This is a genomic window from Fictibacillus nanhaiensis (assembly GCF_019801215.1).
In the GTDB taxonomy this organism is placed as follows: Bacteria; Bacillota; Bacilli; order Bacillales; family Fictibacillaceae; genus Fictibacillus; species Fictibacillus nanhaiensis_C.
Window position 1 is genome coordinate 786,746 of record NZ_JAHVJO010000002.1, and the last position, 14,448, is coordinate 801,193.

A 14,448-nucleotide genomic window follows, 5' to 3' on the forward strand; every position below is an offset into this window, starting at 1 on the left:
AAAACCTCGTAGGTCGAGCATAAAACCCTCAAGGCGAGCATAAAACGTCCAAAGTCCAAAATATACCTACATCCGAACAAACTTTAATTTTTTTTAGATAATTTAGCTTGTAAATGTAACCGTTTTATTTTACAATCACTTATGCAAACGATTGCACCGACTTGCATATACAAATTGTAAGCGTTTCACACTTTACACTCACATTCTTATGAATGCGATTTCAAAAATACAACAAAAGAGATATACTTAAGGAGGAAATCGTTTTGAAACAACGTGGAAAACTCATTTCGTTTGATTTCTGGCAAAAGCTTGGTAAAGCGCTTCTTGTCGTAGTAGCGGTCATGCCAGCAGCTGGTTTGATGATATCATTAGGTAAAGTTATTGCCATGTCGGCTGACGACATCACATTCGTGCAAGCGCTTGCCCGGGTCATGGAAGACATTGGTTGGGCCATCATTACGAACTTGCACATCTTGTTCGCTGTAGCCATTGGTGGTTCGTGGGCAAAAGAACGTGCTGGCGGTGCATTTGCAGCTGTTATCGCTTTTATTCTCATCAACCGTATTACAGGAGCTATTTTTGGTGTAAACAGCGGCATGATGTTAGAAGAAGATGCAAACGTAAAGTCCCTTTTCGGCAGCGAGTTAATCGTAAGAGATTACTTCACTTCTGTTCTAGGAGCACCCGCTCTAAACATGGGTGTATTTATCGGTATTATTTCCGGCTTCTTAGGTGCCGTTCTTTTTAACAAGTATTATAACTACAACAAGCTTCCTAATGCGTTAGCTTTCTTTAACGGAAAACGTTTTGTACCTTTTGCCGTTATTTTATGGTCAGTGATTACGGCTTTAATTCTTGCTATCGTTTGGCCGTTCATTCAAGCAGGATTAAATGACTTTGGACGCTGGATCGCAACATCACGCAATACCGCTCCAGTTATCGCACCATTTGTTTTTGGAACATTAGAGCGACTATTGCTGCCGTTCGGTCTTCATCACATGTTAACGGTGCCGATTAACTATACAGAGCTTGGAGGTACGTACCAGATCATGACTGGTTCGGGTGCAGGATCATCTGTTGCCGGACAAGATCCATTGTGGCTTGCATGGATCAATGATCTGAACAACTTCTTAGCTGCGGGTGACACGAAGGCATATCAAGCACTTTTAAATGATGTAGTACCTGCCCGTTTTAAAATGGGACAAGTTGTCCTCTCTACCGCTTCATTAGTGGCGATTGCTCTTGCCATGTATTTGAACGTTGATAAAGATAAACGCACAAAATATAAATCCATGTTCTTCTCTGCTGCACTCGCTGTATTTTTAACAGGTGTAACAGAGCCGATCGAGTTTATGTTCATGTTTGCTGCACCTCTTCTTTATGTGGTGTATGCACTCACAACAGGTCTTGCGTTTGCTGTGGCAGATCTAATCAACGTACGCGTTCACGCATTTGGTTTTATTGAACTCTTAACACGTACACCTTTACTCGTAAAAGCAGGGCTTACACGCGATTTAATCAACTTTGCATTTACGTGTATCGTATTCTTTGGAATAAACTTCTCCATCTTTTATGTGCTGATTAAAAAGTTCAACCTGCCTACTCCAGGGCGTGCGGGCAACTATATCGAAACAACTGAGGCAGACTCTGGTTCGACTGCTAAACGTGAAGCGGCAGCTGGATCAGATAACTCTCAAGCTTCTGCAATCATTGGTCTTCTAGGTGGAGCAGATAACATTGAAGACGTTGACGCCTGTATGACACGCCTTCGTGTAACGGTAAAAGACACAACACGAGTTGCAGAGGAAAAAGATTGGAAAATAAACGGCGCACTTGGGCTGATCCTTAAAGACAAAGGAGTTCAAGCGATTTACGGGCCAAAAGCAGACGTTTTAAAATCTGATATTCAGGATCGTTTGGAGCTGTAATCAATGAAACTATTAACGTTAAATGTCCATGGTTGGCAAGAAGAAAATCAGATGGAGAAACTTCAATCACTTGCTCAAGATATCGCAAGCGAACGATATGACGTAATCGCCTTACAGGAAGTCATGCAGTCGATCGAATCTCCTGTCGTAAAAGGCAACATCAAACAAGATAATTACGCACTGGTTTTAATCCAACTGCTGCAAGAACTTGGCGTTAACGATTATGACTTTGTTTGGGATATGGCACATTACGGTTTTGTAACCTACGAAGAAGGACTTGCCGTCTTAAGCAGGCATCCGATTACGTCCAGCAAGAGTTTCTTCGTGACCCCGTTACAGGATATGAACAACTGGAAAACACGTAAATTGGTTGGCACTACTATCACCTATTTTGAAAAAGAACTTCATTTTTTCTCCGGTCATTTTGGATGGTGGGATGATGAAGCAGCACCGTTTAAAGAGCAATTTGATCGTTTTATAAAACATATTCCGGCAAACGGATTGTCCTTTTTAATGGGCGATTTGAATAACGATGCTAACGTTCGGGATGAAGGCTACGACTATGTCAGAGCGAACGGATTTTTCGATACGTATAACATGGCCGTTAAGAAAGATGACGGTTTTACAATAAAAGGCGCCATTGCAGGCTGGAATCAAAACCACGCTGAAGAAGGGCGTAGAATCGATTACATTTTAAGCAACAAACCGCTGAACGTACAAAGTTCATATGTTCGTTTTAACGGAAAAGAAACACCCGTTGTGTCAGATCATGCTGGGGTTACAACGATAATAGATTTAGAAAACTAACAGACTATGGGGAGCCGTTATACGGTATCCCCTCCCCTGTTGTAAAGAGATAATGGAGGTAACATTATGGAAAAAGTTTGGTGGAAAGAAGCCGTTGGCTATCAAATTTACCCTCGCAGCTTCCAGGATTCAAATGGAGACGGAATCGGTGATCTGCAAGGTATTATTCAGCGCCTCGATTACATTAAAGATTTAGGTATCGATGTGATTTGGATCTGTCCGATGTACAAGTCGCCGAATGATGATAACGGTTATGACATTTCCGACTATCAAGATATTATGGAAGACTTCGGAACAATGGAAGATTTTAATGCTCTTTTAAACGAAGTCCATAAACGCGGAATGAAGCTGATTATCGACCTTGTTCTCAATCATACAAGCGATGAGCACCAATGGTTCATTGAATCCCGTTCTTCAAAGTACAACGCAAAGCGTGACTGGTACATTTGGAGAGACGGAAAAAACGGAAAAGAACCAAACAACTGGGAAAGCATCTTCTCTGGTTCTGCTTGGGAGTATGACGAAACGACAGACCAATATTACCTACATGTTTTTTCAACAAAACAGCCTGACGTAAACTGGGAAAACCCAGAAGTACGGGAAGCTCTTTACGATACGGTAAATTGGTGGCTAGATAAAGGGATCGACGGTTTCCGAATCGATGCCATCAGTCACATTAAAAAACGTCCAGGATTTCCTGATATGCCGAATCCGAAGAATGAAAAATACGTATCTTCCTTTGATATGCACATGAACCAAAAGGGCATCCACACGTTCCTGCAAGAGTTTAAAGACCGTACGTATGCCAACTATGATGTTATGACGGTCGGTGAAGCGAACGGTGTAAAAATCGATGAAGCTGATCTTTGGGTAGGAAAAGAACAAGGTAAGATGGATATGATTTTTCAATTCGAACACTTAGGGCTTTGGGATGCAGAAACAAATCCAGACTTGGATATCGTTGAATTGAAGAAAGTGTTAACACGCTGGCAAAAAGGCCTTGAAAAAGAAGGATGGAACGCTCTTTTCATTGAGAATCATGACAAACCTCGTGTCGTTTCCACTTGGGGCAATGACAAAGAGTATTGGTATCAAAGTGCAACAAGCATGGGAGCAATGTACTTCCTCATGCAAGGTACTCCGTTTATCTATCAAGGACAGGAAATTGGCATGACGAACGTGCAGTTTGACTCTATTTCCGACTATGATGATGTAGCTGTTAAAAACATGTACCGCATCAAACGCGAAGAAGGCGTGTCACACGATGACATCATGGCTGTCATTTGGGCATCTTCTCGTGACAACAGCCGTACACCGATGCAATGGAACAGCGAAGTAAACGCAGGTTTTACAGACGGAACACCTTGGATGAAAGTGAACCCGAACTATACAGAAATTAACGTCGAGAAACAGAAACAAGACGAAAATTCAATCCTTAACTTCTATAAGAAGATGATCGCTTTAAAGAAAGAAAACGACATCTTCACGTATGGAACGTATGATTTATTGTGTGCAGACGATAAACAAATCTATGCCTACACACGTACGCTAGGAGAAGAAAGAGTGATCGTCATCACAAACCTTTCTAAAACAAAGGCTGAGTTTACATCAACATTCGCTTTAAACAGAGAGAGCCTGTTGCTTTCGAACGAAGATGTTGCATCACATGATGATGTTACGCAAATTACATTACAGCCTTACGAAGCTCGCGTATACCGCGTTTAGGCATCATTCAAAAAACGTGCTTTCCTTAGATGGAAAGGCACGTTTTTTTTATAGTGGCATTTTTTTCTCAAACCGGATAAAAGAATACATTCGAGTAAGAACAACTAAAGATCCTATTACTGTTATACCTAATGTTAAGTCTGTAAACAATGGGATCCACATGAATAGGAATGCAGCAATCGCTGTAACATTTCCTGAAAAACCGTTTATCGGTGTGTTCCCTACAAAAAGCGTTGCAGCTCCTTTTAGGGAATGAGCATAACAGGCTTCATGATAAGGGCGTATCTTAAAAAACGCCCAAACGGTCACTAGATCATCTCTACACTCTATCGGCATTAAACATTTTTCGCAATGTAAGTCTTTCTTCACAGTTATCCCCCTGGTCATTCTATATTTAAATTCATCACACCTTTTGCAGCTGAAACGTTTCTTTGCAATAGGTGATGATATATTTCACAAACCGCTTCATATCCTCCTTGCGAACCGCTTTTGAATGGTAGTACGACTCAGATTCAGGGTTTGTTTTGATTCGCAAGCCTTCCAATAAAATCGGATGAAAAAGAGATGGCACCAGTGGCTTTGCTTTTGCGATAGCTTCCTTTTTGCTGAATATATTTTTGTATGTGAAGGACAAAAGAATCCTGCATAACATAACCACACCAAACTCTATCCAATCATCATAAAAGAAACACATGTCCCGCTCTACTTTTTCGTTCCAATAGGTATTCAAATACTCATTCATGGTCTTTTCTGCATCTGTCCATCGTACCTCTAAAGGTAAAACAGAAAAGGGCTCTCCATATACAGTAATCCCTTTCGTTTTTAACATCCACCACGTTAGGTCATTTAGATCATGAAAACCTCGATGCATCTTTCCTTCTGTAAAGAAAGGATACTCCTCTAGATCAGGGTAAACCATTCCAACTTGTCCTGGCGTGATATAACAGCCATCCAGCCTTGGACCAAACTGATGTGCGTTGCATCGTAAATGAACCAAATTTAATAGATCTTCCGTCTTCTTCCCTATTCGTCCGTTGATTACCGTAACAAAATCAAGGTCACTCGAATTGGGATCAAATGCACCAAGTGCAAGAGAACCGTATACATAGATTCCTTTAATTCGTTCTGAAGGAAGTACCTCTAGTAATAGCTCCTTATAAATTTCTAAAAATTCCTCAACATCTTCAGGTAACTGATAATCCCTAGTTCCATTCAACTTTTTATAACCCCCATGAAAAAAAACATATTGTTTTTATTCTACAGGGAATCCACCAAATTCCTTTTTATGGATAAAAAATACCCGCAGCAATGGAGCGCATTGAAAGCTTTACGAAAAAATGGGTCGTGTGATGTCACCGAAAATTTATAGATACAAACTACAATAAAGGGTAAAACCAACTCGTACTGACGAGGCGGTTTTACCCTTTTTTTCAGTATACAAAGCATCCACTACGTGTGGGTGATATCGGATGATTTAAAAACAACAGGCCAAGCCTAATAAAAAAATATCAATTTTTTAGTCAGCCCTCAACTAATGGGTGCTTTTAACTGTTCGATTTGTTGTACTTACTTCCGGCTCCCCTGTTTCCCCTTTTTGATAGGAAATGTTGTCTGGGTTAAGCCCATGTCCAAGTGATTGATATACATTGCCCGGTGCCGGATCAACAAACTGATGATTGTTCATATAAACTCGCGGTGTTTTCCACAGCGTCACCAATGCCTTCCAGTGAGGCATCTCATGATAACGCTCAGGCCACATTTCTTTAATATGCTTCTTCACGAGCGGATAATATTTTGGACTCATTCCTGGGAACAAATGATGTTCCGTATGATAGGAAAAGTTGAAATGAAGCACATCCACCCATTTTGGTACGGTAACTGTTAAGCTGTTCGCTAAAGGATCATTTACATCCGTCATCGGATTTAAACGGTGGTTTGTTGAGATATAGCTCATCACGATGGCATTGGCAATTAAAAGCGGCAGCAATACGGCGAAAAACCACTTAACAGGACCTAGCCACACTAACAGGCTTAGCCACGTTGCCCACGGAAGTAAAAGCTGAATCCAAACAGATGGACGATTACTCGGTTTAAATTCCTTAATAAATCGTTTGAACATATATAGTCCATGAATCGTAAACGATACTGACAAAAAGGCAAAGCTGACGATTGAACGCATCCACAACGGAAGCTTATATACTTTCTGTAGAAATGGGTTGTGTGACAGGTTTTCTAATGTTGGCCAAGCATCAGGGTCTTCCCCATCCTCTTGCGTGTGTACGTGATGTGTCGTGTTGTGCCATTTTCGCCATAATTTTGGACCGACACTAAGCGGCCAAAAAGCAACAGCTCCTAAAAAGTCACGCAACCATGGCTTACGAATGACCGTGCCGTGGAGAATTTCATGTCCTAAAAAGCCCATTCCAGCAAAGCTTGTTCCTAATATGACAGCGATTCCAATTCCTATCCAAGGATGAAGATTATTTAATAAACCGATAACTAATATACCGGCGATAGCAATCAATAAGTAAACTAATCCTCCCCATAGCCGTGATGGTACCGGTTTGAAGGCTTCTTTTGGAAGCTTGGGAGCAATTTTTGCTGCATACCAGCCAAAAGATTGTAGGTCTTTCATCTGCTCAACTCCTCTAAATCAGACTCTTTCGAATTCTCGTACTTTACTATCGTAACAAGGTTTGTTTTAGGAAGCAACCATTTTTATTACCTGGTAATAATAGTTGGTATTATGTACCCATAAAGAAACCTTGATTGAAGCTGATTTTTCCTGCCAAATTAGTTTTTGATAAAAAAAATCGGGTCACCAAGAAGGATGACCCGTTTTACTTTAAATTATAACTTTTACTTTTTACTTTTTTACGGACCGATTTATTTGGAGATGAAATAATTCTATAAATATTCCAACTCTAATACTTTTAATCTTTGATTCGTTTCCCGTTCGATTACCTGCAGAAGCCTGCGATCTTTCGGAGCGATAAACGTTACAGCAAGTCCTTTTCCCCCAGCCCGTCCGGTTCTGCCGATTCGATGAATATAGCTTTCGGCATCCAAAGCAATATCGTAGTTGAACACATGGGTAACCCCTTCAACATCAAGACCTCGTGCTGCCACATCTGTTGCGACCAAAAACTGGATGTCTCCTTGACGAAACCGTTTCATCACGTCTTCCCTTTTGGCTTGCGATAGGTCGCCATGAAGTTCATCGCTGTTGAAGTCCATACTCTGTAAAGCCTCGTTCAGTTTGCTTACTCTTCGCTTTGTCCGGCAAAAAATGATGGCCAAATATGGCCGCAACAAGCGGATAGAACGGACAAGATCATTCTGCTTTCCTCGATCCGTTGTTTCAACCACACGCTGCCGTATTTCCTTCAAGGTAATGTTCTTTGTCTGAATATGAATATCTCGTGGATTTTTTGTATACGTCCGGGCAAGCTTCTTTACTTCATCCGGCATCGTTGCAGAAAAAAGTAAGGTTTGACGGGTTGCTGGTACGTTTTCCATAATATCTTCAATGTCTGTTAAAAATCCGATATGCAGCATCTGATCCGCTTCATCGAGTACGAAGGTTGACACGCTAGACAGATCAATCGTTTCTCGTCGAATGTGATCTAACAGTCTGCCTGGGGTTCCGACAACTAGATGAACTTTTCCTTCCAGCTGATGCATCTGTGCAATTACATCCTGCCCTCCATATACGGCAAGAACATGAATATCTCCCAGAGACTCTGTCAGTTTTCGGACCTCTGCAGTAATCTGTATCGCTAACTCTCTAGTGGGGGCAATAATCAACCCTTGGATAGCGTCTCGTTCCGCGTCTATTTTTTGAAGGAGTGGCAGCACGAATGCAAGGGTTTTCCCTGTTCCTGTCTGTGCCTGTCCGACTACATCTGATCCTTCCAAAATAACAGGTATCGTTTCTTTTTGAATAGGAGTCGGTTCCCCAATTCCGTTTTGAAGCAAAATCTCTGCTAATTCATCTGTAACGCCTAATTCTTTAAAACTCATTATTTTTGCCCCAATTCTTTTACTTTCCTCGTACAGCTTTCCATAGCGGCCATCACCGCTCCTCTAAAACGTTCCTGTTCAAGAGTAGAAACCGCCGCTATCGTTGCCCCTCCAGGTGAGGTTACTTGGTCCTTCAGCTCTCCTGGGTGCTTTCCTGTTTCAAGAACCATCTGTGCAGCTCCTAAAACGGCTTGGGCTGCTAAACGGTAGGATTGATCACGTGAAAGACCTTGTCTTACGCCTCCATCTGCCATCGCTTCAATCATCATGTACACATAGGCAGGTGATGACCCGCTTATCGCAGGAATGGCATCCATCTGAGATTCTTCAATAATTTCCACTTTTCCGAAACTGCTCAAGAGTTTTTCAACGAGCGTCAGTTCTTCGTCAGTTATTTCATCGTTCACAGAAACAGCTGTCATTCCCGCCCCCACAAGAGAAGGAGTGTTAGGCATCGTACGGACTACTTTTACTTTTTGCCCAAAGGCGTGTTCGACGTCCTGTGTCGTAATGCCGGCAGCAATCGTGACGATGATCGTTTCAGGATTCATTTCAGATCTAACCTCCTCAATCACATCAAAATACGCATAAGGAGCAACGGCCAGGAACAATACATCAGCAAAACGGCATACGTCAGAATTCGATGGACTCACTTGAATGCCAAACTCGTTTTTGACATATTCTCTTGTCTTCTCCGTACGCATGCTTGCCATAATCTGCTCATTTTTTACTAAGCCAGACTTCATGATTCCGCCAGCCATCGCTTGCGCCATTTTTCCAAAACCGATAAATCCAATTCTTTTATTCAATGTGTCTACACTTCTTTCTATCTATACTTTTAAAAAGGGAAATTTTTATTTATACAGAATACCTTTAAAGATAGCTTTACCTTTAGTAAACCACAAATACATAAGGTGTGTGAAATCCATGGACATGTTAACTAAAGAAGAATGGCATCGTAAACAAGCGGTTGATAATTTTAATAAAACGTGGGATCTGATGGAGAAGGCTAATCGGACGAAAGAAGAAGCTATGGAGATGATTCATACCGCTCACAGCTCCCGATACCATTGGGGTTTAGCTGGTGGGCCGCTAAATCTTGCACGAGGAGAATGGCAGATATCCAGAGTCTATTCTTTATTAAAGATGGCTGATTCTGCGTTGCTTCACGCTGAACATTCCTTGCAGCTTTGTCTTGAAAATAACATCGGAGATTTTGACTTAGCATTCGCCTATGAGGCAGCAGCAAGAGCGTACATGATAAAAGACGATGATACCATGATGGACAAGTTCATTTCTTTAGCGCATGATGCGGCTGAAAATATTGCTAAAAAAGAGGATAAAGATTATTTCATTTCTGAGCTAAACTCCATTAAACTAGGAAGTAAAGCGTAACGTACATAAGGAGGATTTCATGATGACAGACAAAATTGTGAACTATTTAAAAGAAAATCGTGACACACATTTAAAAGAATTAACCGACTGGCTCGCCGTTCCGAGTGTGAGTGCATTGGCTGAGCACAAACAAGACGTTCGAAAAGGAGCAGAATGGATTGCAGATAACCTTGCCAACTCCGGCATGGATAACGTGAAAATCTATGAAACAGATGGACACCCGGTCGTTTATGCTGATTGGTTAAAAGCAGAAGGCAAACCAACAGTGCTTGTTTATGGCCACTATGACGTTCAGCCTGTTGACCCTATCGAGCTTTGGGATTCCCCTCCATACGAAGCTACTATTCGTGACAACAAATTATACGCTCGCGGCGCATCCGACGATAAAGGCCAAACGTTCATGCACGTAAAAGTGTTACAAGCCATCCTAGAATCTGAAGGAACACTTCCATTAAACTTCAAGTTCTGCATTGAAGGAGAAGAAGAAATCGGAAGCCCAAGTCTACCAAAATTCATAGAGAACAACAAAGAGCTTCTAGCAGCTGATGTAATCGTTATTTCTGATACAGGTATGCTTGATAGAGGCAAGCCTGCAATCTGCTATGGTCTGCGCGGCATGTGTGCGATGCAGGTGGATGTGACAGGACCAAACAGTGACCTTCACTCAGGCCTATATGGAGGAGCGGTCCAAAATCCGCTTCACGCAATTACGGAGCTTCTTCAATCGTTCCGTGATGATAACGGACGCATATTAGTCGATGGCTTTTACGATAACGTACAAGACCTGACAAACGAAGAAAGAGATGCTTTCCGTGCCCTTCCATTAACGGAAGAAGCCTTGAAGAATCAGCTTGGCGTAACAGAACTGACAGGTGAAGAAGGCTACTCCCACATCGAGCGTACATGGGCACGCCCTACCCTCGAACTTAATGGTGTATGGGGTGGCTTCCAAGGTGAAGGGGTCAAGACGGTTATTCCGGCAAAAGCACACGCAAAGATCAGCTGTCGTCTTGTTCCGAATCAGGACCCTGATGAGATTATTGAAAAAGTAAAACGTCATATAGAAAAACATAAACCTGTCGGTGTAGAGGTTACGGTTACCCTATTCGATAAAGGAGCACCATACGTTACACCTTTTGATCACCCTGCTATTCAAGCGGCTGCCCGGTCTTATGAAAAAGTATATGGCGTCCCTACAGCTTTCACACGTGGAGGCGGTTCGATTCCAATCGTGGCAACGTTTGATCAATTGTTAAATATTCCAGTGGTCTTAATGGGCTTTGGACTCTCAACAGAAAACTTCCATGCACCGAATGAACACTTCCACCTCGAAAATTTTGATATGGGGATGGAGACACTCGCAGACTATTGGTTTGAACTTGAGAAATCCATTAAAAAAGAACCATCCGCTTTATAAAAATTCACCGGAGAACATCAGAGTATCTTCTGATGTTCTTTTTCACTGTGCTATTTTCGTTTTTTTATTTGGGTATGATATAATCAACCAATCACAATAAAAGAAACGGAGAGTATAAAATATGCTTTCATTTGAAGATAAAATTGCATTAATAGAAGAAAATTTTCCTGAATTGGAATTACATGAGGTATCTCTTGGCCGTGTTAATTTTCACTATGAAGGAAGTGTCCAAGATAAAAAAACAGTCGTCTACCATCTTCACCCAAACGGAAACGGCTTTGTTTATGGAGGTCATCTTCCACAGAGCGTGAAAAACGATAAAGGATACGTGAACATCCGTGATTATGAAGCAGATGAACTGATCGCTCTAATTAAAGAGTCCATGGAATTCCTTTCAAAAACACATGGCTGGCAGCAGCCGAAAAAAGAACGTACCGATGATGGGGAACGTAAAGAAGAACGCTGGTACAGTCACAGCCATGAGGAAATTCGTTTAGTTGGTGAAGACGGCATGTGGTTTATCTTTGATGAAGACGATGCACTAGAAGCAGCGTTTGAAACATATGCAGAAGCAGAAGGATATTTAAAAGAATCTGGATTCCGAATCAGAAAATAAATAGAGGTGATAGACGATGGCAGAGGAGAAAAAGAAATTAACCTTTCAGGAAATTGCAAAGCAGCGCCTTGCTGAGAAAAAAGCACAGCAAGCTGGCGGAACGTTTAGTAAGGGGCCAGTAAAGTCAACAAAACAATTAAAAAATCAACAAACGAAAAAAGCCAATAACCAGGCACGGAGAACAGGCGTATAATGCATCGTAAACGCTCTAATATCACACCTGGACTTCCCGTTAACGTTATCTTAAAAGCAGATCAGCGTTCAGGGAAGAAAACAAAAGGCATTGTTAAAGACATTCTCACCAACTCACCTAACCATCCTCATGGTATTAAAGTGAGGCTTCAAGACGGTCAGGTTGGCCGCGTTATAGATATACTTAGTGAATAACCTCAAGGCGCGGTCTCCTATTAAACAGGAGACCGTTTTACTTTTCCAGGAATAATAAAATAAGGCTGTTTTCGTAAACTCTGTTGTTTTTGAACGTAGTTAATTTCCGCTCCAGGTTGCTCGCTTTCCACGGGGCGTACGGTGAGCCTCCTGCGCTATGCGCCACTAGGAGTCTCTCACCAGACCGCTCGTCCCGTAGTACAAGGAATGCTCCGGCAGCTATACATCGCACGAAGAAAATTTGAAGTAAAATTTTCGAGGAGTCTCACACCTTTCGCTTCAATCAACTTGCATATGATGAGAGAAAAAAGTTTCCAAAAGTAACAACCCTTAGAAAAAAGCCTAAAATAAAAACAAACGAGGTTCGTATACTAAGTAAATCTACGCTTTGAAGGAGATTAAAACATGAATGGAGATCATCTTAAAAGACGGATTGATGTTAGTGCAAAAAGAGTGCCTGCTGATTTAGTGATCAAAAACGGAAAGATTATCGATGTATTCAATCTTGATATCATCGAAGGAGATGTAGCCATTATCGATGGGTACTTTGCCGGAATCGGTGAATTTGAAGGTCAGAAAACGATTGATGCAGCCGGACGTTACATCTGTCCTGCTTTTATTGATGGCCACGTACATATAGAATCTTCAATGGTCACGCCCGCTGAATTCAGTAAGGTACTTCTTTCACATGGTGTAACAACAGTCATTACAGACCCTCATGAAATCGGAAATGTATCAGGAAAAGAAGGCATTTCATTCATGTTAGAACAATCTGAAGGTTTGCACCTTGATGTTCGGGTTATGCTCCCTTCCTCCGTTCCGGCAACCCCATTCGAGAATGCAGGAGCTGTATTAAAAGCCGAAGACCTTGAATCTTTCTACAGCCATCCCCGTGTTCTAGGACTGGCTGAAGTCATGGATTACCCTGCTGTTCTTAACAAGGATGAAGATATGCTCAATAAAATCACCTCTGCGGCGAACCATCATTCCTACATTGACGGACACGCTGCAGGACTCAATAAGAACGGAATCAATGTGTATCGGTCTGCTCTGATTACAACCGATCATGAATGTACGACAGCTGATGAAGCGTTAGAGCGAATCCGCCGGGGTATGTATGTATTAATCCGTGAGGGATCTGTAGCAAAAGATCTTAAAGCATTGATACAAGCAGTAACCCCCTCAAATGCTCGGCGCTTCTTATTTTGTACAGATGACAAGCATCTTGATGACCTTGTATCAGAAGGCAGTGTGGATCACAACGTAAGACTTTCGATCTCAGAAGGAATCTCACCGCTTCAGGCAATTCAGATGGCCTCTTTAAATGCTGCGGAATGTTATGGGCTGCGTGAAAAAGGAGCTATATCACCAGGATATAAAGCAGATTTTCTTTTATTGGATGATTTAAAAAATGTTAAAATTGCAGAGGTATTTGTGGATGGAAGATCAGTAGCATCTGACGGAAAGTACACAGGACAAACGGATGCCGCTTCTTCTCTTCCCCAAACATTAAAAAGATCCGTTAACATTCATCAAGTAAAAAAGTTAGAACTAGCCATAGAAATAAATAACGGAGAAAACGTTCATGTAATCGAGCTCATTCCAAACAAGCTTGTCACAAATAAGAGAGTACTCCGTGTTAAAGCCGAAAACGGGGAGTTCGTTCCGTCACCTGCTGACGACCTATTAAAAATGGCTGTCGTTGAAAGACATAACCAAACCGGGAATATCGGCCTTGGGGTTGTAAAAGGGTTGTTATTAAAATCCGGCGCAATTGCTTCAACCGTTGCTCATGATTCCCACAATCTTGTTGTTGCAGGAACAAATGATAACGATATGCTCACGGCTATTGAGGCGATAAACGGCATGCAGGGCGGTTATGTCGTCGTAAAGGACGGAAACATACTCGCATCCGTTCCGCTCCCCATCTCAGGATTAATGGCAGACCGTCCGTTCGAACAAGTAAACGATGAGATCATTACATTAAAAACCAAGCTGAAAGAACTAGGCTTTCATGGAGATTTTGACCCGTTCTTAACTCTATCCTTCCTAACTCTCCCTGTCATTCCGGAGATAAAGCTAACCGACTTAGGACTTTTTGATTTCAAAACCTTTCAGCATATCCCTGTAAAAGCGGATGAATAATCGTT

Annotated in this window: 14 protein-coding genes; 9 read left to right on the forward strand and 5 right to left on the reverse strand. The window is 41.8% G+C overall.

Going from position 1 to position 14,448, the window contains the following annotated elements; all coding sequences use genetic code 11:
- The first annotated feature begins 212 nt into the window (after positions 1–212).
- From KUV80_RS12510 to KUV80_RS12520, 3 genes are all read left to right on the forward strand, one after another.
- Complete coding sequence (locus tag KUV80_RS12510; RefSeq protein ID WP_222463034.1) at positions 213–1,928, forward strand: PTS transporter subunit IIBC; 1,716 nt, start codon at positions 213–215, stop codon at positions 1,926–1,928.
- Positions 1,929–1,931: 3 nt separating this feature from the next.
- A complete protein-coding gene (locus KUV80_RS12515; RefSeq protein WP_222463035.1) occupies positions 1,932–2,735 on the forward strand; it encodes an endonuclease/exonuclease/phosphatase family protein in 804 nt (267 codons plus the stop codon).
- A 66-nt stretch (positions 2,736–2,801) separates the two neighbouring features.
- A complete protein-coding gene (locus tag KUV80_RS12520) occupies positions 2,802–4,460 on the forward strand; it encodes a glycoside hydrolase family 13 protein (RefSeq protein WP_222463036.1) in 1,659 nt (552 codons plus the stop codon).
- A gap of 48 nt (positions 4,461–4,508) precedes the next feature.
- Here KUV80_RS12520 and KUV80_RS12525 read toward each other — a convergent pair whose 3' ends face one another.
- The 5 genes from KUV80_RS12525 to proC all read right to left on the reverse strand — a co-directional run bounded on the left by KUV80_RS12525 (position 4,509) and on the right by proC (position 9,292).
- Complete coding sequence (locus KUV80_RS12525) at positions 4,509–4,829, reverse strand: hypothetical protein (RefSeq protein ID WP_222463037.1); 321 nt, start codon at positions 4,827–4,829, stop codon at positions 4,509–4,511.
- 34 nt (positions 4,830–4,863) lie between these two features.
- Positions 4,864–5,676 (reverse strand): nucleotidyltransferase domain-containing protein, encoded by an 813-nt coding sequence (locus KUV80_RS12530; RefSeq protein ID WP_222463038.1) that lies wholly within the window; start codon positions 5,674–5,676, stop codon positions 4,864–4,866.
- Positions 5,677–5,991: 315 nt separating this feature from the next.
- Positions 5,992–7,095, reverse strand: a complete 1,104-nt coding sequence (locus KUV80_RS12535; RefSeq protein WP_222463039.1) for a fatty acid desaturase family protein — start codon at positions 7,093–7,095, stop codon at positions 5,992–5,994.
- A gap of 272 nt (positions 7,096–7,367) precedes the next feature.
- A complete protein-coding gene (locus tag KUV80_RS12540; RefSeq protein ID WP_222463040.1) occupies positions 7,368–8,483 on the reverse strand; it encodes a DEAD/DEAH box helicase in 1,116 nt (371 codons plus the stop codon).
- The gene (proC, locus tag KUV80_RS12545) at positions 8,483–9,292 is read right to left on the reverse strand and encodes a pyrroline-5-carboxylate reductase (RefSeq protein ID WP_222463041.1); all 810 of its coding nucleotides are present in this window, start codon (positions 9,290–9,292) and stop codon (positions 8,483–8,485) included. The genes KUV80_RS12540 and proC overlap by 1 nt, the downstream gene beginning before the upstream one ends.
- A gap of 118 nt (positions 9,293–9,410) precedes the next feature.
- Between proC and KUV80_RS12550 the strand changes: the two genes are divergently transcribed.
- The 6 genes from KUV80_RS12550 to ade all read left to right on the forward strand — a co-directional run bounded on the left by KUV80_RS12550 (position 9,411) and on the right by ade (position 14,443).
- Positions 9,411–9,878 (forward strand): hypothetical protein, encoded by a 468-nt coding sequence (locus KUV80_RS12550; protein WP_222463042.1) that lies wholly within the window; start codon positions 9,411–9,413, stop codon positions 9,876–9,878.
- A 22-nt stretch (positions 9,879–9,900) separates the two neighbouring features.
- Complete coding sequence (locus tag KUV80_RS12555; RefSeq protein ID WP_222463043.1) at positions 9,901–11,295, forward strand: dipeptidase; 1,395 nt, start codon at positions 9,901–9,903, stop codon at positions 11,293–11,295.
- Positions 11,296–11,416: 121 nt separating this feature from the next.
- Positions 11,417–11,911, forward strand: a complete 495-nt coding sequence (locus KUV80_RS12560; protein ID WP_222463044.1) for a hypothetical protein — start codon at positions 11,417–11,419, stop codon at positions 11,909–11,911.
- A gap of 16 nt (positions 11,912–11,927) precedes the next feature.
- Positions 11,928–12,104 (forward strand): hypothetical protein, encoded by a 177-nt coding sequence (locus KUV80_RS12565; RefSeq protein ID WP_222463045.1) that lies wholly within the window; start codon positions 11,928–11,930, stop codon positions 12,102–12,104.
- Entirely contained in the window at positions 12,101–12,298 is a 198-nt protein-coding gene (locus tag KUV80_RS12570) for a YwbE family protein (protein ID WP_222463165.1), read from the forward strand. Before KUV80_RS12565 ends, KUV80_RS12570 begins: the two co-directional genes overlap by 4 nt.
- A gap of 405 nt (positions 12,299–12,703) precedes the next feature.
- Positions 12,704–14,443 (forward strand): adenine deaminase, encoded by a 1,740-nt coding sequence (gene ade, locus KUV80_RS12575; RefSeq protein WP_222463046.1) that lies wholly within the window; start codon positions 12,704–12,706, stop codon positions 14,441–14,443.
- The last annotated feature ends 5 nt before the right edge of the window (positions 14,444–14,448 follow it).

What these genes read in the sequence shown, in the direction of transcription:
- KUV80_RS12510 (WP_222463034.1), top strand. Translation starts at nt 213, where the DNA reads ATGCGATTTCAAAAATACAACAAAAGAGATATACTTAAGGAGGAAATC.
- KUV80_RS12515 (WP_222463035.1), top strand. Translation starts at nt 1,932, where the DNA reads ATGAAACTATTAACGTTAAATGTCCATGGTTGGCAAGAAGAAAATCAG.
- KUV80_RS12520 (WP_222463036.1), top strand. Translation starts at nt 2,802, where the DNA reads ATGGAAAAAGTTTGGTGGAAAGAAGCCGTTGGCTATCAAATTTACCCT.
- KUV80_RS12535 (WP_222463039.1), bottom strand. Translation starts at nt 7,095, where the DNA reads ATGAAAGACCTACAATCTTTTGGCTGGTATGCAGCAAAAATTGCTCCC.
- KUV80_RS12540 (WP_222463040.1), bottom strand. Translation starts at nt 8,483, where the DNA reads ATGAGTTTTAAAGAATTAGGCGTTACAGATGAATTAGCAGAGATTTTG.
- KUV80_RS12550 (WP_222463042.1), top strand. Translation starts at nt 9,411, where the DNA reads ATGGACATGTTAACTAAAGAAGAATGGCATCGTAAACAAGCGGTTGAT.
- KUV80_RS12555 (WP_222463043.1), top strand. Translation starts at nt 9,901, where the DNA reads ATGACAGACAAAATTGTGAACTATTTAAAAGAAAATCGTGACACACAT.
- KUV80_RS12560 (WP_222463044.1), top strand. Translation starts at nt 11,417, where the DNA reads ATGCTTTCATTTGAAGATAAAATTGCATTAATAGAAGAAAATTTTCCT.
- KUV80_RS12565 (WP_222463045.1), top strand. Translation starts at nt 11,928, where the DNA reads ATGGCAGAGGAGAAAAAGAAATTAACCTTTCAGGAAATTGCAAAGCAG.
- ade (WP_222463046.1), top strand. Translation starts at nt 12,704, where the DNA reads ATGAATGGAGATCATCTTAAAAGACGGATTGATGTTAGTGCAAAAAGA.